The organism is Streptomyces sp. NPDC054783 (assembly GCF_053611725.1).
Genome location: NZ_JBSHAY010000009.1, coordinates 1 through 21181, shown reverse-complemented (window position 1 = coordinate 21181; position 21181 = coordinate 1). Strand labels below are relative to the sequence as shown.

At 71.1% G+C, this 21181-nt stretch carries 19 protein-coding genes, 1 tRNA gene and 1 pseudogene; 8 read left to right on the top strand and 13 right to left on the bottom strand.

Annotated features, from left to right (window positions below):
* Window positions 1-9: 9 nt before the first annotated feature.
* The gene (locus tag ACWGJ5_RS17720; protein WP_453310624.1) at window positions 10-369 is read left to right on the top strand and encodes a hypothetical protein; all 360 of its coding nucleotides are present in this window, start codon (window positions 10-12) and stop codon (window positions 367-369) included.
* Between the two features lie 714 nt (window positions 370-1083).
* On the opposite strand, the gene ACWGJ5_RS17715 is transcribed toward ACWGJ5_RS17720, so the two are convergent.
* Window positions 1084-1165, bottom strand: a tRNA-Tyr gene (locus tag ACWGJ5_RS17715).
* Between the two features lie 236 nt (window positions 1166-1401).
* On the opposite strand from ACWGJ5_RS17715, the gene ACWGJ5_RS17710 reads away from it, so the two are divergent.
* The 3 genes from ACWGJ5_RS17710 to ACWGJ5_RS17700 all read left to right on the top strand — a co-directional run bounded on the left by ACWGJ5_RS17710 (window position 1402) and on the right by ACWGJ5_RS17700 (window position 3917).
* A complete protein-coding gene (locus tag ACWGJ5_RS17710; RefSeq protein WP_019756392.1) occupies window positions 1402-1890 on the top strand; it encodes a YajQ family cyclic di-GMP-binding protein in 489 nt (162 codons plus the stop codon).
* A gap of 230 nt (window positions 1891-2120) precedes the next feature.
* Window positions 2121-3374, top strand: coding sequence for an APC family permease (locus tag ACWGJ5_RS17705; RefSeq protein ID WP_453310623.1), 1254 nt, complete (start codon window positions 2121-2123; stop codon window positions 3372-3374).
* A 141-nt stretch (window positions 3375-3515) separates the two neighbouring features.
* Complete coding sequence (locus ACWGJ5_RS17700) at window positions 3516-3917, top strand: YccF domain-containing protein (RefSeq protein WP_453310622.1); 402 nt, start codon at window positions 3516-3518, stop codon at window positions 3915-3917.
* Window positions 3918-4144: 227 nt separating this feature from the next.
* On the opposite strand, the pseudogene ACWGJ5_RS17695 reads toward ACWGJ5_RS17700, so the two are convergent.
* The 12 genes and pseudogenes from ACWGJ5_RS17695 to ACWGJ5_RS17640 form a co-directional block, all read right to left on the bottom strand.
* Window positions 4145-4675, bottom strand: a pseudogene (locus ACWGJ5_RS17695) (GvpL/GvpF family gas vesicle protein); the annotation flags it as partial.
* Window positions 4676-4794: 119 nt separating this feature from the next.
* The gene (gene htpX, locus ACWGJ5_RS17690) at window positions 4795-5658 is read right to left on the bottom strand and encodes a zinc metalloprotease HtpX (protein WP_453310621.1); all 864 of its coding nucleotides are present in this window, start codon (window positions 5656-5658) and stop codon (window positions 4795-4797) included.
* A 193-nt stretch (window positions 5659-5851) separates the two neighbouring features.
* Window positions 5852-7372 carry an NADH-quinone oxidoreductase subunit N gene (locus ACWGJ5_RS17685; protein WP_453310620.1) on the bottom strand — a complete coding sequence of 507 codons (1521 nt, stop codon included), beginning with the start codon at window positions 7370-7372 and terminating at the stop codon, window positions 5852-5854.
* Window positions 7369-8943, bottom strand: coding sequence for an NADH-quinone oxidoreductase subunit M (locus ACWGJ5_RS17680; RefSeq protein ID WP_453310619.1), 1575 nt, complete (start codon window positions 8941-8943; stop codon window positions 7369-7371). The genes ACWGJ5_RS17685 and ACWGJ5_RS17680 overlap by 4 nt, the downstream gene beginning before the upstream one ends.
* A gap of 6 nt (window positions 8944-8949) precedes the next feature.
* Entirely contained in the window at window positions 8950-10944 is a 1995-nt protein-coding gene (locus tag ACWGJ5_RS17675) for an NADH-quinone oxidoreductase subunit 5 family protein (protein ID WP_453310618.1), read from the bottom strand.
* Complete coding sequence (nuoK, locus tag ACWGJ5_RS17670; protein WP_153539358.1) at window positions 10941-11315, bottom strand: NADH-quinone oxidoreductase subunit NuoK; 375 nt, start codon at window positions 11313-11315, stop codon at window positions 10941-10943. Before nuoK ends, ACWGJ5_RS17675 begins: the two co-directional genes overlap by 4 nt.
* Complete coding sequence (locus ACWGJ5_RS17665) at window positions 11315-11953, bottom strand: NADH-quinone oxidoreductase subunit J family protein (protein WP_453310821.1); 639 nt, start codon at window positions 11951-11953, stop codon at window positions 11315-11317. Before ACWGJ5_RS17665 ends, nuoK begins: the two co-directional genes overlap by 1 nt.
* Before the next feature lie 14 nt (window positions 11954-11967).
* Complete coding sequence (locus tag ACWGJ5_RS17660; protein ID WP_453310617.1) at window positions 11968-12528, bottom strand: NuoI/complex I 23 kDa subunit family protein; 561 nt, start codon at window positions 12526-12528, stop codon at window positions 11968-11970.
* Window positions 12528-13496, bottom strand: coding sequence for a complex I subunit 1/NuoH family protein (locus tag ACWGJ5_RS17655; RefSeq protein ID WP_453310616.1), 969 nt, complete (start codon window positions 13494-13496; stop codon window positions 12528-12530). The genes ACWGJ5_RS17660 and ACWGJ5_RS17655 overlap by 1 nt, the downstream gene beginning before the upstream one ends.
* Window positions 13493-15127 (bottom strand): NADH-quinone oxidoreductase subunit C, encoded by a 1635-nt coding sequence (locus tag ACWGJ5_RS17650; protein WP_453310615.1) that lies wholly within the window; start codon window positions 15125-15127, stop codon window positions 13493-13495. The genes ACWGJ5_RS17655 and ACWGJ5_RS17650 overlap by 4 nt, the downstream gene beginning before the upstream one ends.
* Window positions 15124-15720, bottom strand: a complete 597-nt coding sequence (locus ACWGJ5_RS17645; RefSeq protein WP_228621291.1) for an NADH-quinone oxidoreductase subunit B — start codon at window positions 15718-15720, stop codon at window positions 15124-15126. Before ACWGJ5_RS17645 ends, ACWGJ5_RS17650 begins: the two co-directional genes overlap by 4 nt.
* The gene (locus tag ACWGJ5_RS17640) at window positions 15711-16130 is read right to left on the bottom strand and encodes an NADH-quinone oxidoreductase subunit A (protein WP_453310614.1); all 420 of its coding nucleotides are present in this window, start codon (window positions 16128-16130) and stop codon (window positions 15711-15713) included. Before ACWGJ5_RS17640 ends, ACWGJ5_RS17645 begins: the two co-directional genes overlap by 10 nt.
* Before the next feature lie 272 nt (window positions 16131-16402).
* On the opposite strand from ACWGJ5_RS17640, the gene ACWGJ5_RS17635 reads away from it, so the two are divergent.
* From ACWGJ5_RS17635 to ACWGJ5_RS17620, 4 genes are all read left to right on the top strand, one after another.
* Window positions 16403-17584 (top strand): sensor histidine kinase, encoded by a 1182-nt coding sequence (locus ACWGJ5_RS17635; protein ID WP_453310613.1) that lies wholly within the window; start codon window positions 16403-16405, stop codon window positions 17582-17584.
* A gap of 421 nt (window positions 17585-18005) precedes the next feature.
* The gene (locus tag ACWGJ5_RS17630) at window positions 18006-19343 is read left to right on the top strand and encodes a sensor histidine kinase (RefSeq protein WP_453310820.1); all 1338 of its coding nucleotides are present in this window, start codon (window positions 18006-18008) and stop codon (window positions 19341-19343) included.
* 285 nt (window positions 19344-19628) lie between these two features.
* Window positions 19629-20288 carry a response regulator transcription factor gene (locus ACWGJ5_RS17625; protein ID WP_308280789.1) on the top strand — a complete coding sequence of 220 codons (660 nt, stop codon included), beginning with the start codon at window positions 19629-19631 and terminating at the stop codon, window positions 20286-20288.
* A 266-nt stretch (window positions 20289-20554) separates the two neighbouring features.
* A partial coding sequence (locus ACWGJ5_RS17620) for a 2-oxoacid:acceptor oxidoreductase family protein (protein WP_453310612.1) occupies window positions 20555-21181 on the top strand: 627 nt, incomplete at its 3' end.

The window sequence follows — 21181 nt, the reverse complement described above, 5'->3', positions numbered from 1 at the left end:
AGATTTCCCATGCCTCGTACATACCTGGACCGCTGGATCGAATGCACGCCCGAGGCCCTTCGGATCCGCGGCTACTACTTCCCCTGGGGGACGAAGCACATTCCCTACGCGACGATCCGCTCGGTCCGCCGCGTCACGATGAGCGTCTTCACGGGAAGGGGACGCATCTGGGGGACCGCGAACCCGCTGTACTGGACGAACCTGGACCCACAACGGCCGGGAAAGAGCATTGGGCTCATCCTCGACATCGGCCGGGGCGTACGTCCGTTCATCACCCCGGACGATCCCGACGCCGTGGAGAGAGTGATCCGTGAGCACACGGGCCTCAGCGCGGCTAGCGAGACCGACGAGCGCGGCCCGATCCTGTGAGGCCGGACAAGCAGACGGCCCCGCTCCGCGACAAGGCCCCCATCGGCGAAGAAACCGCAGGCAGCGGGCTTGATCCGGAGGACTTACTACGCGGCAGTCCGGCCGGCCGAAGTCATCGGGCTGCGTCGCCGTGACTGTGATCTGCCCCGGCGAGCCGTCCGTCAAGTGCCGATCCCACTCGAACTGGTCGCCGTGCTGCGGTGGCATCTCACCGCGTACGGCACTGCCCCGGACGGCCGCGTGTTCCAGACCCTGCGGGGCGGACTCGCACAGGACACCGGCTACGGAGAGGTCTGGGCGGAGGCCCGCTCACGGGCCGTGACTCCGGGCGAGTACAGATCGGCGTTGGCCAAGCGACCGTATGGCCTTCGCCACGCTGCGGTGTCCACCTGGCTCAGCCCCGGGGTGGAGCCTCGGCTCGTGGCGGAGCGCGCCGGCCACAGTGTGGCGGTCCTCTTCCGGCTGTACGCCACGTTTTCCGGCTGTACGCCACGTTCCTCCGGGACGGCGACGAGGCGGCCAACGCCAAGGATCTCCGCTCGCCTGAAGCAGGCCGGGTGACGGGCCAGAAATCCCGTCCACGCTCCGGCCACACACATCGAGATGGGGCGTTCGAACGCGAGACAGCGTGAGACAGTCCGGTGATCACCCACGGATACGACAAGGGCCCGGTGACCTGCTGTTATCGCAGGTCACCGGGCCCTTGTTCCCGTGTGGCGGCGCCAGGATTCGAACCTGGGAAGGCGAAGCCGGCAGATTTACAGTCTGCTCCCTTTGGCCGCTCGGGCACACCGCCGGGGTGGCCACCAGATCGAACCGCTTTTCGGCGGTGCCCCCTGGCGACGACGTAAACGATACCCGATACACGGGGGTGCTTCGCCACCCGGTTGATCTCCGCCCCTCGGCTCGCGGGATGGCTAGGCTGGTGCGGATGCGGCCCGGTGTCACGCCGGGCCCGGAGGCCGCCGCCGCGCACGCCGGCACGCATCGATACGCACCCGATACGCACCCCGATACAAGGAGCCACAGGACATGGCCGACTCCAGTTTCGACATCGTCTCGAAGGTCGAGCGGCAGGAGGTCGACAACGCCCTCAACCAGGCCGCCAAGGAGATCTCGCAGCGCTACGACTTCAAGGGCGTGGGTGCCTCGATCTCGTGGTCCGGGGACAAGATCCTCATGGAGGCGAACTCCGAGGACCGGGTGAAGGCTGTCCTCGACGTCTTCCAGTCCAAGCTGATCAAGCGCGGTATCTCGCTGAAGGCGCTGGACGCGGGCGAGCCCCAGCTGTCCGGCAAGGAGTACAAGATCTTCGCTTCGATCGAGGAGGGCATCTCCCAGGAGAACGCGAAGAAGGTGGCGAAGATCATTCGCGACGAGGGCCCGAAGGGCGTGAAGGCCCAGGTCCAGGGTGACGAGCTGCGCGTCTCCTCCAAGAGCCGGGACGACCTGCAGGCCGTGATCGCGTTGCTGAAGGGCAAGGACTTCGACTTCGCGCTGCAGTTCGTGAACTACCGGTAGGAACCGCCAGGACACCACCGGCAGGACACCGGTGGGGCACTGGTAGGAACCGACGGCACACCAGCCGGACATCCGCGACAGCACGGAAGGTGGGCGCCCCCGAGCGGTGCCCGCCCTTCCGTGCTGTCGTCGCGCGGTTCACTGCCTCTTGACCGCGTGTTCGCGGCCTGTTGACGAGGAGGACGCCGACGGTCCACCACCCGGTTCCGGCGGTCAGTAGGGTGCGGCGCATGACAGCTTCCAGCACCGCGCTGCGACGCACTCTCGGCGTGCGCGACGCCGTGGTCGTCGGTCTCGGCTCGATGGTCGGGGCCGGCGTGTTCTCGGCCCTGGGGCCGGCCGCGCGCTCGGCCGGATCGGGGCTGCTGCCCGGGCTGGCGCTCGCCGCGGTAGTGGCCTACTGCAACGCCATGTCCTCGGCCCGGCTGGCCGCCCGTTATCCGGCCTCCGGCGGGACGTACGTGTACGGACGGGAACGGCTGGGCCCTTTCTGGGGCTATCTCGCGGGCTGGGCTTTCGTGGTCGGCAAGACCGCGTCCTGCGCGGCCATGGCGCTCACCGTGGGCGCCTACGTGTGGCCGGGGCAGGCGCACGCGGTGGCGGTCGCAGCCGTGGTCGCCCTGACGGCCCTGAACTACGGCGGGATCCAGAAGTCGGCGTGGCTGACGCGCGTGATCGTGGCGGTGGTGCTGGCCGTCCTCGCAGCCGTGGTGGTCGTGTGCCTGGCCTCCGGGCAGGCCGACGCCGGACGGCTGGACATCGGGCTGTCGTCGGGCGCGGGCGGGGTGCTCCAGGCGGCGGGGCTGCTGTTCTTCGCCTTCGCCGGGTACGCACGGATCGCGACCCTCGGGGAGGAGGTACGGGATCCGGCGCGCACCATTCCGCGTGCGATCCCGCTGGCCCTGGGGATCGCACTCGTCGTGTACGCGTGCGTGGCCGTCGCGGTGCTCGCCGTCCTCGGTGCGGACGGACTCGGGCATGCGGCGGCACCGCTGGCCGACGCGGTACGGGCGGCCGGAGCGCCGGGGCTGGTGCCGGTGGTGCGGGCCGGGGCGGCGGTGGCGGCGCTCGGCTCGCTGCTCGCGCTGGTCCTCGGCGTCTCCCGTACGTCGCTCGCCATGGCCCGGGACGGCCATCTGCCGGGGGCGCTGGCGGCCGTGCATCCGCGGTTCCAGGTGCCGCACCGGGCGGAGCTCGCCGTGGGCGCGGTGGTCGCCGTACTGGCCGCGACGGTCGACGTGCGCGGCGCGATCGGCTTCTCCTCCTTCGGCGTGCTCGCCTACTACGCCGTCGCCAACGCCTCCGCCTGGACCCTGAGTCCGGCCCCGTCGGCCCGCGCGGTGCCCGTGGTGGGCCTGCTGGGCTGCGCCACGCTGGCGTTCGCGCTGCCCGCCGTCTCGGTGTCCGTGGGGGCGGGCGTGCTCGCGGTGGGGGCGGCGGCCTACGGCGTACGACGGTGGGCGCGGCGACGACGCACCGAGTGACGCCGTAGACGGACCGTTCCCGAACGTTCCTGGACGTTCCCGATCAAGCCACAAAGGTGCTGCGGTCATGCCCGAACGCCTGAGGCGCTGATACTTGTGGCAGCAGGCATGCCGACGGAGAAACCTGGAGAGGTACCGATCATGAAGGTGTTCAACCTGCTGCTCAACATCCTGTGGCTCGTCTTCTGCGGCTTCTGGATGGCGATCGGTTATCTCATCGCTGCCCTGATCTGCTTCGTCCTGATCGTCACCATCCCGTTCGGCATCGCGTCGCTGCGCATCGCCGGCTTCGTCCTGTGGCCGTTCGGGAGGACCACCGTGGAACGGCCGGACGCGGGGGCCGCCTCCTTCATCGGCAACGTGCTCTGGGTGGTCTTCGCGGGATGGTGGCTGGCACTGGCCCACCTGATCACGAGCATCCCGCTGTTCCTGTCGATCATCGGGATCCCTTTCGGCTGGGCGAATCTGAAGCTCATCCCGATCTCGCTCATGCCGCTCGGGCGTGAGGTGGTTCCGTCGGACCAGGGTTTCGCCGGACGCTGATCCTCTGCGTCGGATCGTGATCTCCCGCATCGGGCGCGGATGGTCTCCCGCATCGGGCGCGGACAACGCCAGTGGCCGCAGGGCGGCGAGTACCTCGGCGGCGAGCGCCCCCTGCCGGGTCTGCACCTCCTGGGCCAGGAGCTCGCCGAGCGCCGGCCGCTCCTCGTGGGTCCCGCGCCGTCGCGGGTGGCCTCGTTCAGCGCCCGGGCCTGCTCGGAGGTCTCGAGGATGCCGCGCAGCAGCGCGTCCTCGTCGCACAGGCCCTTGACGTTGAATTCCGTCCGTCCGGCGAACTCGTCGGTGTGTTGCGCGAGTTCCTCGGCACGCGTCTGGAGTACGGCGCGTACGGCGTCCTCGTCCTGGGCGACGTACCCGAAGCTCAGTGGAAGGACGGTGCCTTCGCCCCGCAGGCGATCGACGACCCCGTGGTGCGCCTCCAGGTCCCGGCGTGTGACCGCGAGGTCGTCCGGGGTGTCGCCGAAAGCGGCGCACAGCGGGTCGCCGCGCACCACGCGCAGCTCGGCGGGTGATGCGCCCACGCCCTGGGGCTGGTCAGATCCAGCGGATGCGAGTTCTTGGTGATCGCGTGCACATACACGGGCATCGGGTTGCTCACTCCTCCCGCTCCCTGGAGGAACGGCTGCCCGAGCCGCGTTCGGCGTGCTCGTGCTGCTTCTCCCGGTCACGCCCGGAACCCCGCATACGTGTCGACGCCGGCCACGACCACGCGAGCGTCGGCCTTCACGATTTCGATGCATATTTCCATGCATATAAGGGGCACCCGTTAAGGGGCACCCGTGCGAACGCGTCGATGACCAGGCCTCGGTCGCATCGACCTGCTCACCAGGTCATGCGAGCACCCGCGGGGACGGGGCCGTCACCGGTGGCGGCCTGCCAGCTGCTCCAGCCGGGCGATGCGCTCCGCCATCGGCGGGTGCGTGGAGAACATCTTGGTCAGCCCCTGACCTGCACGGAACGGGTTGGCGATCATCATGTGGCTGGCCGTCTCGATCCGCGGCTCGGGCGGCAGCGGGAGCTGCTGGGTACCGGCCTCCAGCTTGCGCAGGGCACTGGCGAGGGCCAGCGGGTCGCCGGTGAGCTGGGCGCCGGAGGCGTCCGCCTCGTACTCGCGGGAGCGGCTGATGGCCAGCTGGATGAGGCTGGCGGCGAGCGGGCCGAGGATCATGATCAGGAGCATGCCGAGCAGGCCGGGGCCTTCGTCGTCGTCCGAGCGGCCGACCGGGATCAGCCAGGCGAAGTTCACCAGGAACATGATCACCGAGGCGAGCGCGCCGGCCACCGAGGAGATGAGGATGTCCCGGTTGTAGACGTGGCTGAGCTCATGGCCGATGACGCCCCGCAGCTCGCGCTCGTCCAGCAGGCGCAGGATGCCCTCGGTGCAGCACACGGCCGCGTTGCGCGGGTTGCGGCCCGTGGCGAAGGCGTTGGGGGCCTCCGTCGGCGAGATGTACAGCCGGGGCATGGGCTGGCGGGCTTGCGTGGACAGCTCGCGGACCATGCGGTACAGCGCCGGGGCCTCGAACTCGCTGACCGGTCGGGCGCGCATCGCGCGGAGCGCCAGCTTGTCGCTGTTCCAGTAGGCGTACGCGTTCGTGCCGAGGGCCACCAGGACCGCGACCACCAGACCGGTGCGGCCGAAGAAGCTGCCGATGACGATGATGAGTGCGGACAGTCCCCCGAGGAGTACTGCGGTCCTGAGCCCGTTGTGCCGGCGGTGCACCGTGCGCCCTCCAAGTCGTGCAGCTGGGGAACACTTTGATCCAGTGGACCCTCCCGCTTGTGACAACGCCAGGTGGCGACTGCGAGTTCCCTGATGGCTACGGCTGCGCGCCGGCGCCGTATGGGTGAGGGCGCGCGTACGGCCACGCGCGCGTGGAGGCTACGGGTGCCCCCGTGCGCGTGTGGCCGGGTCCTCAGAACAGTCCGGTCGCCGCGAAACGGAGGACCAGCTGGGGTGCTCCGGACAGGGCGACGCCGAGCACGCCGGTGAGGGTGAGGGCGGCCGTGAGGGGGGCCGGGACGCGGTGCCGGGCGGGTTCGCCCTCGGGGGCGCGGAACAGCAGGGCCGTCCACTGCAGGTAGTAGAAGAGGGCGATCACCACGTTGACGGCCATGACGACGGCGAGCCAGCCGAGGCCCGCGTCCACGGCTGCCGAGAACACGGTGACCTTGGCGAACAGCCCGATGATCCCCGGCGGCAGCCCGGCCAGGCACAGCAGGAAGAACGCCAGCAGGAGCGCGGTGAGCGGGTTGGTGGCGTACAGGCCCCGGTAGTCGCTGATCCGGTTCAGGGCCCTGCTGCGGCCCACCACGGCGGCCACCGCGAACGCGCCGAGGTTCACTGCGCCGTACATCAGCGCGTAGGCCACCGTGGAGCCGATCGCCTTCTGCGGGTCCCTGGCGTAGCCGGCGGCGGCGATCGGCACCAGCAGATAGCCGGCCTGGCCGACGGAGGACCAGGCGAGCAGCCGTACGGCGCTGTACGCGCGCGTGGCCTGCTGGCGCAGGGCGCCGACGTTGCCGACGGTCATGGTGAGCGCGGCCAGAGCGGCGAGCGCGGGGCCCCAGACGTCGGCGTACGACGGGAACGCTACGACGGTGACGAGGATCAGCCCGGAGAAACCGACCGCCTTGCCGACGACCGACAGGTACGCGGCGACGGGCAGCGGCGCGCCGACGTAGGTGTCGGGCACCCAGAAGTGGAAGGGGACGGCGGCCGTCTTGAAGGCGAAGCCGATCAGGGTGAGGACGACACCCGCCTGGGCGAGCGTGTGGAGCTGTCCGCCGACGTGGGGCAGGCGCTGGGCGACCTGGGCGAGGTAGAGGGTGCCGGTGGAGGCGTAGACGAAGCTGATGCCCATCAGGCTGACCGCGGTGGCCGTCACCGAGGACAGGAAGAACTTGAGGGCGGCCTCGGAGGACCGCTCGTCGCCGTGCCGGATGCCGACGAGGGCGAAGGCTGGCAGGGAGGCGACCTCCAGGGCGACGATCAGGGTGGCCAGGTCCCGGGAGGCCGGCAGCAGGGCGGCACCGGCCGCCGAGGACAGCAGCAGGAACCAGAACTCGCCCGGCGGGACGCGCCGCTGGTCGTCCGTGAGGTTCGTGACGGACAGCAGGGCCGCGAGGAGCGCGCCGCCGAGGACGAGGAACTGGATGACGAGCGTGAAGTGGTCGGCTGTGTAGCTGCACGCGCGCGTGGCGCCGCCGGTCAGGCAGAAGGTGCTGCGGTCGCCGTCGAGGAGGGGCAGCAGCATCAGCACGGCCACGGCCAGTCCCGCGACCGAGACCCACCCGAGGACGGCCTTGCGGGCCTCGGGCAGGAACAGGTCGGCGACCAGGACGCCGAGTCCCACCGCGGCGGCGATGACCGGCGGGGCGACGGCGAGCCAGTCGACGGACTGGACCAGCGACTCGGCGAGGGGCTGGGCGCTCATCGGGTGCCTCCTGCGAGGAGCTGGTGCACGGCCGGGTCGGTCAGGCCGAGCAACGTCCTCGGCCACAGTCCGGCGACGACGGTGAGGGCGACGAGCGGGGTCCAGGCGGCGAACTCGTAGCCGTGGACGTCGGCGAGCTTCGGAACCTCCTGTTCCGCGCCGCCCATGCACACGCGGCGGACCACGATCAGCATGTACGCGGCCGTCAGCAGGGTGCCGAACGCGCCGATCGCCATGAAGGTGAGGAAGGCCGGCCGGCTGAGGTCGGCGGCGGGCTTGAACGCGCCGAACAGGGCCAGCATCTCGCCCCAGAACCCGGCGAGACCGGGCAGGCCGAGGGAGGCGACCGCGCCGAACGCGAGCAGCCCGCCGAGGCGCGGCGCCTTGCCGTACAGGGCGAGGCCGGTCTCCTCGGCGAGGGTGTCCAGGTCGGTCGTCCCCGTGCGGTCCTTCAGCGCGCCGACCAGGAAGAAGAGCAGACCGGTGATGAGGCCGTGGGCGATGTTGGCGAACAGGGCGCCGTTGACGCCGGTCGGGGTCATGGTGGCGATGCCCAGCAGGACGAAGCCCATGTGGCCGACGGAGGAGTAGGCGATCAGCCGCTTGAGATCGCCCTTGGCGCCGCGCTTGGCCAGGGCCAGGCAGGCCAGGGACCCGTAGATGATCCCGACCACGGCGAACGCGGCGAGGTACGGCGCGAAGGTGTGGAAGCCGTGCGGCGCGATCGGCAGCAGAATCCGGACGAACCCGTACGTACCCATCTTGAGCAGGACACCGGCCAGCAGGACCGAGCCGACGGTCGGCGCGGCGGTGTGGGCGTCGGGCAGCCAGCTGTGCATGGGCCACATCGGCGACTTCACCGCAAGCCCGATCCCGATCGCCAGAACGGCGATGACCTGCACGGATGCGGTCAGCGACCGGCCGTTGTCAGTGGCGAGTGCCACCATGTCGAACGTGCCCGCCTTGATACCGATCAGGAGCAGGCCGAGCAGCATGACGACGGATCCGAGCAGCGTGAACAGGATGAACTTCCAGGCGGCCCGGGTCCGACCCTCGCCGCCCCAGCGGGCGATGAGGAAGTACATCGGGATGAGCACCATCTCGAACGCGAGGAAGAACAGCAGCAGGTCGAGGACGGCGAAGGTCGCCAGGGTGCCGGACTCGAGCAGGAGCAGCAGCGCGACGAACGCCTTCGGGGAGCCGCCCGCGGGCGGCTTGAAGTAGGAGTACAGCGCGCAGAGGAAGGTCAGCAGCGCGGTCAGGACGACAAGGGGGAGGGAGATGCCGTCGATGCCGAGGTGGATCCGCACGTCGAGTGCGGGGATCCAGCTGATGTCGGTCGTGGCCTGCATCCTCGACGGATGGCCCTGGTCGAAGCCGAGCGCGAGGACGATCGCGGCGATGAGGATCGCGCCGGTCACGGTCACGCCGTGCCGCAGCACGGCCTGCTCGGGCGACTTCCCCTTCAGCCCGGGCGGGGCCGGGAGAAGGGCGGCGACGGCGCCGAGGAGCGGGCCGACGACGACGAATGCCAGAAGGAACTGCATCACGGACTCGTTGATATCGATCACGCCTGCTCACGCTCCCGTGGCGACGAGGACGACGGCGACCGCCAGGACGACGGTGCCGGCGAGCAGCGCGCTCACATAGGTCTGCACATTGCCTGTCTGGGCGCGCCGTACGGCGGCCCCGAGCAACCGGGGCAGGCCGGCCGCGCCCTGTACGTAGGTCTCGACGACCTCGCGGTCGAGGAACCGGACGAGGCTCGCTCCGGCCTGCACCGGGCGGACGAACAGCACCGCGTACACGGCGTCCAGGTGGAAGCCGACGGCCGCGTGGCGGCGCAGCGGACCGAGCAGCAGCCGCGATGGGTCCGCCGGGTCGGGCGCGTAGGCGATGTCGCCGTAGGCCGGCGCGTGGGTGGCGATGGCCTCGGCCTCGACCAGCCCGGCGTCCTGCTCCGGATGGGCGGCGACCGCACCCAGCGGGACCCGGGCGGCGAGCTGGGTGGTGCGCTGCCAGGCGCCGTAGGTGAGCAGCCCGCCGACCAGGGCGAGGCCCGTGCCGAGGATGGAGGTGAGCAGGGTCGGGGTCAGGTCGCGGCCGTCGAACCAGCCGGGCAGCGCGCGGTATGCGAGCCCGCCGAAGGCGAGGGACGGTACGGCGAGGACCCACAGCACCGCGGTCATCGTCAGCGGCTGGCGGCCGTGGTCGGGGGCCTCGGCGCCCCGGCCGCGGAAGGCCAGCAGCCACAGCCGCGTCGCGTAGGCGGCGGTGAGCAGGGCGGTGAGCAGACCGGCGACGAGGACGATCCAGCCGGCGGCGCAGGGGGCGTGGTCCGGGTGGCCGTCGACCACGTGCTCGGCGGCGCCGAGGACGGATTCCTTGGAGAAGAAGCCGCTGAACGGCGGGATCGCGGCGAGCGCGAGGAGCGCCACGGTCATCGTCCAGTAGGCGTCCGGGACGCGGTCGCGCAGGCCGTGCATGCGGGACATGGCGGCCAGTGAGTTGGTGCCGGCGGCGTGGATGATCACGCCGGCCGCGAGGAACAGCAGCGCCTTGAAGGCGCCGTGGGACAGGAGGTGGAAGACGGCGGCACCCCGGTCGCCGACGGCGAGGGCGCCCGTCATGTAGCCGAGTTGGCCGATCGTCGAGTAGGCGAGGACGCGCTTGATGTCGTCCTGGGCGAGCGCGGCGAGACCGGAGCCGACCATCGTGACGGCGGCCATGACGGCCAGCACGAGCATCGCGGCCTGGGAGGCCTCGAACACCGGAAGGAGGCGGGCGACGAAGTAGACGCCGGCGGCGACCATCGTGGCAGCGTGGATCAGCGCCGAGACGGGCGTGGGGCCGGCCATCGCGTCCGGGAGCCAGGTGTGCAGCGGGAACTGCGCCGACTTGCCCGCGACGCCCGCGAGGAGCAGCAGGGCGACCACCGTCGGATGGTGCAGGTTGCCGCTCGCGACGGCGCCGAGGACGCGCGTGATCCGGAACGAGCCGGCGTCGGTGGCGAGCACGAACAGGCCGATGAGGAACGGCACGTCGCCGAGCTTGGTGACCAGGAAGGCCTTCAGGGAGGCGGCGCGGGCCTCGGGGGTCTCCCAGTAGTGGCCGACCAGGAAGTAGGAGCAGATGCCCATGGCTTCCCAGCCGACCAGCAGCACGATCAGATCGCCGGAGTAGACGACCAGGAGCATCGCGGAGGTGAACAGGGAGACTAGGGCGGCGTACGAGGGGTAGCGCGGGTCGTCGCGCAGATAGCCGGTCGAGTAGATCTGCACGCAGGCCGCGACGAAGGCGACCAGGATCGCGACGAGCGCGGCGAACCCGTCGATGTACAGGGCCAAATCAATCGGGACCGAGCCGGTGGGCGTCAGCTCGGTGTGCGCGGTGATGGCCTGGTCGCCGCCCTGGCGTACGGCGACCAGTGCGGCCAGGACGAGCGAGGCCAGCGGCGGCAGCACGGCGAGCGGGCGGACGAACCCGGGCGCGGTGCGGCCCAGCAGCAGTCCGGCCGCGGCGCCGAGGAACGGCAGGAGGGGGACGAGGACGGCGAGGGTGGTCGTGGTCACGCGGTGGCCTCAGCCTTCTCGGCCGCGGAGGAGCCCGGTCCCTCGGTGCCGGGTCCCTCGGCGGTGTCGCGGAGCTTGTCGATGTCGGAGGTGCCGCGGTTGCGGTAGACGGCGAGCACGATCGCCAGGCCGATGCCGATCTCGGCGGCGGCGATGGTGATGGTGAACAGGGTCAGCGCCTGTCCGGAGTGCAGGGTGTCCTTCGCCGCCCGGCTGAGCCAGACGTCGAAGGCGACGAGGTTGAGGTTGACGGCGTTGAGCATCAGCTCGACCGACATCAGGACCAGGATCGCGTTGCGGCGGGCGAGGACGCCGTACAGGCCGGTGCAGAACAGGAGGGCGGAGAGTACGGCCGGGTAGGCGAGGTGCATCAGCGGGCGCCTTCCTGCTCGACCGGGTGAATTCCGGAATCCGTGACGGAGGGGGAACTCTCGGTGACACCTCGGGAGTTCACATGGCGAGGGTTCGACTCCGCCTTCGCCTTGCGGGACAGGACGATCGCGCCGACCAGGGCCGCGAGGAGCAGCACGGACAGAGCCTCGAAGGGCAGCACCCAGTTGCGGAACAGGCTCTCGCCGGTGACCCGGGTGGAGCCGGCGGCCGGGCCGTTCAGGTCGATCCAGGTGGTGCGGAAGGCGTCGACGACCACCCACACCAGGGCGACGGCGGCAGCGACCGCGACGATCAGGGCGGCCCAGCGGTTGCCGGAGTCGGCGTCCGGGGAGCGGCCGATGGGGGCCTTGGTGAGCATCAGACCGAACAACAGGAGGACGACAACGGAACCGACGTAGATCAGGACCTGCACCCAGGCGATGAACTCGGCCGTGAGCAGCAGGTATTCGACGGCGAGGCCGCCGAGCGAGACCACCAGCCACAGGGCGGCGTGCACCAGCTGGCGGGTGGTGACGGTGACCAGCGCGGCGCCGAAGGTGACCAGGCCGACCAGGAGGAAGGCGATCTCGACGCCGGTCGGGGACAGGAAGCCGGGGTGGCCCGCGGCCAGGCTCACGGTCGGGGCGAGGCTCACGACGCGCCCTCCTGCGGCTCCTGCTGCTCGGCCTGTGCGGCCGCCAGCTTCTCGGCGGTCTTGCGGGCGGCGGCGATCTCCTTCGGCTCCTCGGCGGCAGGGTCGAGGGCGGGCGGGGCCGGGACCGTCCACATCCACTCGCGGAGCTTGTCCCGCTCGTGGGTGAGGTCGCGGATGTCGGTCTCGGCGTACTCGAACTCCGGGGACCAGAACAGCGCGTCGAAAGGACAGACCTCGATGCAGATACCGCAGTACATGCACAGGGAGAAGTCGATGGCGAACCGGTCGAGGACGTTGCGGCTGCGCTCGCGGCCGCCGGGGACGGCGGGCGGGACCGTCTCCTTGTGGGAGTCGATGTAGATGCACCAGTCCGGGCACTCACGGGCGCAGAGCATGCAGACCGTGCAGTTCTCCTCGAACAGGCCGATCACACCGCGGGTGCGGGGCGGCAGTTCGGGCTGGGCGTCCGGGTACTGCTCGGTGACCGTCTTCCTGGTCATCGTGCGGAGGGTGACGGCCAGGCCCTTGGCAAGGCCGGAGCCGGGAATGGGGGCCATCAGGAGATCACCACCTTGACGATGCCGGTGAGGGCGATCTGGGCGAGGGAGAGGGGGACGAGGAGGGTCCAGGACAGCTTCTGGAGCTGGTCCTCGCGCAGGCGCGGGTAGGTGACGCGGAGCCAGATGACGAGGAAGGCGAGGATCGCGGTCTTCAGCAAGGTCCACAGCCAGCCCAGGCCGTCGTGGCCCCACGGGCCGTGCCAGCCGCCGAGGAAGAGGACGGTGGTCAGGCCGCACAGGACGACGATCCCGGCGTACTCGGCGAGGAGGAAGAGTGCGAACCGCAGTCCGGTGTACTCGGTGTACGCGCCGAAGATGATCTCCGAGTCGGCGACCGGCATGTCGAACGGCGGGCGCTGCAGCTCGGCGAGTCCGGCGACGAAGAAGACGACCGCGCCGACGATCTGCCAGGGCACCCACCACCAGTGGAAGGCGTGCAGGATGCCGGGCAGGGAGACGGTCCCCGCCGCCATCGCCACCGAGGCGGCGGCGAGCAGCATCGGCAGTTCGTAGGCGAGCAGCTGGGCAGCCGTGCGCAGGCCGCCGAGCAGGGAGAACTTGTTGGCGCTGGCCCAGCCGGCCATGAGCGAGCCGAGCACGCCGACGCCCATCACCGCGAGCACGAAGAACACACCCGCGTCCAGGACCTGACCGACGGCGCCCTCGCTGGGGCCGATCGGGATGGCGAGCAGTACGAGGAGATACGGCAGCAGGGCCACGGCGGGGGCGAGCTGGAAGACGCGGCGGTCTGCGCCTGCCGGGACCACGTCCTCCTTCTGCGCGAACTTCACGCCGTCCGCGATGAGCTGGGCCCAGCCGTGGAAGCCGCCCGCGTACATCGGGCCGAGGCGGCCCTGCATGTGCGCCATCACCTTGTGCTCTGTCTGGCCGACGATCAGCGGGAAGGTGAGGAAGACGGCGAACACGGCCAGCAGTCGCAGAGCGACGTCCAACACGCCGTTCACTGCGGGCCTCCTGCGGGGTTGTCGTCGTTGGGGTCGGGAGCGGGGTCGGTGTCGGAGTCGGGGTTGGTGCCGGGGTTCGGGGTGGAGTTGTCGGGGGTGGCGGGCACGTCGCCGGGGGTCGGGTCGTCACCGGTGGCGGCGGGCGGTTCGGGTTGCTGCTCGGCCTGCCGGGGTTCGGCGGGGGTCCGCTCGGGCTCGGCGCGGGTCTGCCCGGGTTCCTCGAAGGCCGGGCGGGCGTGGTGCCATGGGGCGTCCGAGCTGCGCGGGGCCGGGCTCCGGCGCGCGGGACGAGCCGCGGTGTCCGGCGCCGCCGACTCACCAGGAGCCGGGGCCGCCCGCTCGCCCGTAGCCGGGGCCGTCGACTCGCGGGCAGCCGGATCCGTCGGCTCGCCCGTAGCCGGGGCCGTCGACTCGCGGGCAGCCGGATCCGTCGGCTCGCCCGTAGCCAGTCCCGTCGGCTCGCCCGTAGCCGGGGCTGTCGGTTCCGGGGTCTGGGCTCGCTGTGCGGCCGAGCCTTCCGAGGCGCTGCGGGCGCGGCGCGGACGGGCCGGGGCGGTACTGGGTTCGTGGGCAACGGAGGCCTCGGCGGCCGGGCCTTCCGCCGCTTCGGCACCCGTCGCGTCGCCCTCGGCAGCGGTCTGCTTGAGCTCGGCCGCGTCCTGAGGTGCGCGCGTCTGGCTCGCCGAGCCCTCGCTGGCACTCCGCATCCGCCGCGGCCGGGCACCGGCAGCACCCGCAGCTCCGCCAGCTCCGGCAGTCCCGCCGGTCCCGGCGACCCCGGCAGTACCAGCAGCCTCATCAGCCCCATGAGTCCCACTGGCCCCACCAGTCCCGCTGGCCCCAGCAGTCCCGCTGGCCCCAGCAGCTCCGCCAGCGCCAGCAGCCTCGGCAGCCCCGGTCTCGGTCCCAGCTCCGACAGCCTCGTCTGTCTGGCTGGCCGAGCCCTGTGCCGCCGTGCGGGTCCGTCGTACCGGTCGGTCGCCGGCCGCGCCCGCGCGCGCTGCCGGGCGTTCGCCCGCCGCGCGGCCCGCGCCGCGTGCCGGGCGGGCCGGGGCGGGGGGCAGCTGGCCCTTCAGGGGGCCCCACTCGTTGGGGTCGGGCACGCCCGGGGGAAGCATCTGGCGGCGCTTCGGGCCGCCGTGCTCGGATTCGCCGGGCTCCTTGGCGCCGGGCCAGGCCTTGGCGACGCGCGCGGCGAGGACGAAGTCCTTGCGGAGCGGGTGGCCCTCGAAGGTCTCCGGGAGGAGCAGGTGCTCCAGCCCCGGGTGGCCCTCGAAGACCACGCCGAACATCTCGTGGGTCTCGCGCTCGTGCCAGGCGGCGCCCGCGTAGACGCCGACGGCGGAGGGCAACGTCGGCGCCTCGTGCGGGACGGTCGTACGGACGAGGAGGCGGCGGACCGGGCCCAGGGCGACGACGTGGGCGGACACGCGGAACCCCGTGCCCGCTTCGTCGACCGCGCTCAGCCAGTCGAAGTAGGTGCAGCCCAGGGTCGTACGGGCCGTCTCCAGGGCAGTGAGCCAGGAGGACGGCGGCACGTCCACGGTCAGGAGGTCGTAGGACTCCTCGGCCGTGGCGTCCGTACCGAAGAGGTCCTCGACCGGGGCGGGCAGCCAGCCGACGGTGCTCATCGGCCATCCCCCTCACCGGCTGGGGCGGGCGGCTTCACCAGGTCGCTGGTCAGCGCGGCCGCGGACGGCCGGGACTCGCCGTACCGCTCCCCAAGCGACTCTCGGGCGATCTTCTCCTGGAGCTTGAGGATGCCCTGGAGCAGCGCCTCGGGGCGCGGCGGGCAGCCGGGGACGTACACGTCCACCGGGATGATCTGGTCGACGCCCTTGGTGACGGAGTAGGAGTCCCAGTAGGGGCCGCCGCAGTTGGAGCAGGCGCCGAAGGAGATGACGTACTTCGGCTCGGGCATCTGCTCGTACAGGCGCTTGACGGCCGGGGCCATCTTGTCCGTGACCGTGCCCGACACCACCATCAGGTCGGCCTGGCGGGGCCCGGGTGCGAACGGGATCACGCCGAGGCGGATGAAGTCGTGGCGGGCCATCGACGCGGCGATGAACTCGATCGCGCAGCAGGCGAGGCCGAAGTTGAAGACCCAGAGCGAGTAGCGGCGTCCCCAGTTCAGGACCACCTTCATCGGCTCGGGGGCCAGGCGGGCCAGGGCGCCGAGCCGCTTGGGCTCCGGCAGGTAAACAGGCTCAGGGTTCACGTCCATGCCAGGACGCCCTTCTTGTATGCGTACAGCAGGCCCACGGCGAGGAAGCCGAGGAAGACGAACATCTCCACGAGCGTCGTCGCGCCGTAGCCGGGGGCGGCGAAGACCGTCGCCCAGGGAAACAGGAAGATCGAGTCGACGGCGAAGATCACGTACAGGAAGGCGTAGACGTAATAGCGGACCTGGGTGTGGGCCCAGCCCTCGCCGACGGGGTCGACGCCGCACTCGTAGGTCAGGAGTTTCTCGGGGGTCGGCACGACCGGACGCAGCAGACGGCCCGCGCCGAAGGCGACGGCGACGAACAGCACGCCGATGAGGGCGAGCAGGCCCACCACCGAATAGGACCGGAAGTAGCCGGCCGCGATGACGTTCGCCGCGGCGGCCGTCGAGTGCCCCAACGTCTCCCGCACCGTTCGTCCCTCGCTCTCTGACCCCGTGACCTTAGTGAACTCGTGCACCGTCGTACGCCCTCGTGCACGAGGGGGCACTCTGCGATGCAGCGTGATTCGACGATCTGTACGCACCGGAGTCTAGGCCCTGATAAAGAACCGGTAAGCAGCCAGTCACGCCATGGGACAGGTGGAGGAGCCGGGCGAGGCGTGCGGGGTGGGGTTTTCCCCCGTCGGCGCAGGGCGGCGAACCGCATGGCGCGCAGGGTGCCGGGCACGGCAGGCTGACCGGTATGACCGCTACCAGCTCCGCCGTCGGCCGGGCCGACGGCACCGACCGTCTCCCGCCCATCCGGCCGGCGTACGACGCGCACACATGGAAGGAGATCCTGCATCTCCTGCTGAACCTGCCGGTGACGGTGTTCGGGTTCGTCTACGCGATCACCGTGCTGTCCGTCGGCGGGGGCCTGACGATCACTGTCATCGGTCTTCCGCTGCTCGCGCTCAGTCTGCTGGGCGCCCGGCAGCTGGGAAAGCTGGAGCGGGCCCGCGCGCGACGGCTGCTCGGGGTGCGCGTGGAGGAGCCGACTCCGCTACCGCTCGCGAAGGGCGGTGGGCTGATGCAGCGGCTGTGGATGGCGCTGAAGGACCCGGTGGGCTGGCGGACGCTGCTGTACGACCTCATCCGGCTGCCCTGGGGCATCCTCACCTTCTGCACCGTGCTGACCTCGCTGTTCGTGCTGTGGCCGGTGCTGCCGTACCTGGCGCGGGGCCTGGCGAACGTGGACCGCTTCATGGTGCGCGGACTGCTGTCGCCCTCGGACGAGCTGGAGCGCCGTATCGCCGAGCTGGAGTCGGACCGCGGGGTCGTGGTCGACACGGCCGCCGCCGATCTGCGGCGCATCGAGCGGGACCTGCACGACGGAGCCCAGGCGCGGCTGGTCAACCTGGCCATGGGTCTCGGTCTGGCCAAGGAGAAGCTGCTGGAGGATCCCGACTCGGCGGCGACGATGGTGGAGGAGGCGCACGGCGAGGTGAAGCTGGCCCTGCAGGAGCTGCGCGACCTCGCCCGCGGCATCCATCCGGCCGTACTGACCGACCGGGGCCTGGACGCGGCCCTGTCCTCGGTCGCCACCCGCTGCACGGTGCCGGTGAAGGTGACCGTGGACCTCCCGGACCGCCCGGCGCCCGCCATCGAGGGCATCGCCTACTTCACGGTCTCCGAACTGCTGCAGAACATCAGCAAGCACAGCCGGGCCCGCTCCGCCTCGGTCGACGTGTGGCACGCGGAGGACCGGCTGCTCATCCAGGTCCGGGACGACGGCCGGGGCGGCGCCCGCCTCGAGGGCGGCACCGGCATGCGCGGCCTCGCGGACCGGCTGGGCGCGGTGGACGGCCTGTTCGTGCTCGACTCCCCGGCGGGCGGCCCGACGGTGGTCACGGCCGAGCTGCCGTGGCGGGACCGGACGGAGTAGCCGACGGCTTCGTATACGTGTGCGGCGGCCGCGGTTCCGCATGCCGGTGCGGGGGTTAGGGCGCCCGTGCGGGTGCGGGGGTTAGGGCTCGCGTGCGGGTGCGGCGGCTGCCCCCAAGGGCGCGGGGCTGTGTCTGATATGCGGCTGCCCCTGCGCGGGCGCGGGCAACCCCAACGCCCCCGCAGCCGCCCCACAGCAGAACCCCCGCGCCTATCCCGCACAAAGCCACCCACAGCCACCCACAGCCAACCGCACCAAGAAACCAACCGCACCGGTCAAACGGCCCGACCGCCGGAGGCAGGAGGTGGGGAAAACCCCCGCCCCAAGACGCCGACGGACTCCATGGCCCGGAGACCCCCGCCGCACGACCCTGGAGATGCGGCTGAACCGCCGCTGGGACGAGGAGAACGGGACGGAATCGATGGCCACGGAGTACGGACACGGGTACGGATACGGGGAGGGACAGCCCGCCGGAACCGGCCATCGGCTGCCCCCCGCACTGCGGGCGCCGTTCGAGGCGCGCAGCTGGCGCGAGTTCGGCTACGTCCTGCTGAGCCTGCCGCTCTCGATCGCGCTGTTCACCTGGACGGTGACCATGGCGTCGCTCGGCGCGGGCCTGCTGGTGACCTTTCTCGGCGTCCCGGTGCTCGCGGCGGCGCTCGCCGGCTGCCGCGGCTTCGGCGCGCTGGAGCGGGCGCGGGCGCGCGGGCTGCTGCGGCTGGAGGTGGCCGAGCCGGTGCCGCTGCGGATGCGCAAGCCGGGCGCGCTGGCCTGGATGGGCGCGGTGCTCAAGAGCGGCACGTCCTGGCGGAACCTGCTGTACGCGCTGGTGCAGTTCCCGTGGGCGGTGTTCTCGTTCTCGGTGGCGGTGAGCCTGTGGACGATGGGCTGGACGCTGTTGACCTACCCGTTGTGGTTCTGGGTCTTCCCGGCCTATGCCGGCCAGGGCGGCATCCAGCTGTACGGCGACGAGCACCACAGCGTCTATCTCGACAACCCCTTCGAGATCACCGTGACCGCGCTGGTCGGGCTGCTGTTCACGCTGGCCACGCCGTGGATCGTACGGGCCCTGACGACGGTGGACGGGCTGCTGGTGCGGGGCCTGCTGGGGCCGTCGCCGCTGTCGGCTCGGGTGGTGGAGCTGGAGTCGGACCGCGGGGTGGTGGTCGACACGGCCGCCGCCGATCTGCGGCGCATCGAGCGGGACCTGCACGACGGCGCCCAGGCACGGCTGGTCAACCTGGCCATGGACCTGGGGCTGGCGAAGGAGAAGCTCCACGAGGATCCGCGGGCGGCGGCGCGGATGGTGGACGAGGCGCACGGCGAGGTGAAGACGGCGCTGCAGGAGCTGCGCGACCTCGCCCGCGGCATCCATCCGGCCGTACTGACCGACCGGGGCCTGGACGCGGCCCTGTCCTCGGTCGCCTCCCGCTGCACGGTGCCGGTGCGGGTGGAGGTCGATCTGCCGGCCCGCCCCGCGCCGGCCATCGAGGGCATCGCCTACTTCACGGTCTCCGAACTGCTGCAGAACATCAGCAAGCACAGCCGGGCCCGCTCCGCCTCGGTCGACGTGTGGCGCGCGGAGGACCGCCTGATGCTGCAGGTCACCGATGACGGCGTCGGCGGCGCGGACGCTTCCCGCGGCTCGGGCCTGGCCGGTCTCGCCGGCCGCCTGGACGCGGTGGACGGCGTCCTCGTGGTGGACTCCCCGGCGGGCGGCCCCACCCGGGTGATCGCGGAACTGCCCTGGCGAACCTGACGCGAGGGCCTGAAACCGTCGAAGCCCACCGATCGGTGACCGACCCGCGAACCGCGACCAGCGACTCGCTGTGAAGAAGATCCCGTATTCACCGCACCAGCGCCGTCCCGCCCCACCTCGGAGGCGGGATTGTGCTGATGCGGCGAGCGGCGCGTACCCGATGCTGGAATGCTGGACCTTCGTACGCTCGAATGCCGGACCTCCGTACGGACGACAGTCGTCGGAGGCTGGATCGGGATCGGGATCGGGCTTGGGCTTGGGGGCCGGGAGATCGTGGAGGACAGGGTGCGCGTGGTCATCGCCGAGGACTCAGTGCTGCTCAGGGAGGGCCTGACCCGGCTGCTGACCGACCGCGGGCACGATGTCGTGGCCGGCGTCGGGGACGCGGAGGCCCTGGTGAAGACCATCGCCGACCTGGACGCACAGGGCGAGCTGCCCGACGTCGTGGTGGCGGACGTACGGATGCCGCCGACGCACACCGACGAGGGCGTCCGGGCGGCGGTACGGCTGCGGAAGGCGCATCCGGGGCTCGGCGTGCTCGTGCTGTCGCAGTACGTGGAGGAGCGCTACGCCACCGAACTGCTGGCCGGTTCCAGCCGGGGCGTGGGCTATCTGCTCAAGGACCGGGTCGCCGAGGTGCGCGAGTTCGTGGACGCAGTGGTGCGGGTGGCCGAGGGCGGTACGGCGCTGGACCCCGAAGTGGTCGCGCAGCTGCTCGGCCGCAGCCGCAAGCAGGACGTGCTGGCGGGGCTGACCCCGCGGGAGCGCGAGGTGCTGGGGCTGATGGCGGAGGGGCGCACGAACTCGGCGATCGCCCGGCAGCTGGTGGTCAGCGACGGAGCCGTGGAGAAGCACGTCAGCAACATCTTCCTGAAGCTCGGGCTGGCGCCGAGCGACGGGGACCACCGGCGTGTTCTGGCCGTGCTGACCTATCTGAACTCCTGACCGAAAGACACTGTGTCAGCAGGGTGTCGGCCGATCCGGCCTCCACGGGGAGGCCGGGTACCCGGGTGGAAGGCCGGAGGACACGACCAGGGAGACACCCTGACACCGCAGATTCATGCCGAATCGAAAGCGCCACAGGCCGACTCGATGTCGTCCAATCTGTGGATGGCCTCGGGAAGGCGACCCTAACCGACGTAGTGTTGATCCTGGGATGGTCCGTGGGACGACCACGCCCCGGACAGCCGCCTCGAAGGAGGTCCAGTTCAGTGACCAGCCAGGTCAGCAGCCAGGCGGAGCAGGCCGACGGAGCCGTCGTCGGAGAGCAGCGCAAACCGGGCGGCGTCAAGGATGTGCGGCGCCTGGACCGGGTGATCATCCGGTTCGCGGGGGACTCGGGTGACGGTATGCAGCTCACGGGTGACAGGTTCACCTCGGAGACGGCGTCGTTCGGCAACGACCTCTCCACCCTGCCCAACTTCCCCGCCGAGATCCGGGCGCCTGCCGGCACGCTGCCGGGTGTGTCGTCGTTCCAGCTCCATTTCGCCGATCATGACATCCTGACCCCGGGGGATGCGCCGAACGTGCTGGTGGCGATGAACCCGGCCGCGTTGAAGGCGAACATCGGTGATCTGCCGCGCGGTGCGGAGATCATCGTGAACACGGACGAGTTCACCAGGCGTGCGCTGCAGAAGGTCGGCTACGAGGCCTCGCCGCTTCAGGACGGTTCGCTGGAGGGTTACGGCCTGCATCCGGTGCCGTTGACCACGCTGACGGTGGAGGCGCTGAAGGAGTTCGACCTGTCCCGCAAGGAGGCCGAGCGCAGCAAGAACATGTTCGCGTTGGGTCTGCTGTCGTGGATGTATCACCGGCCGACCGAGGGCACCGAGAGGTTC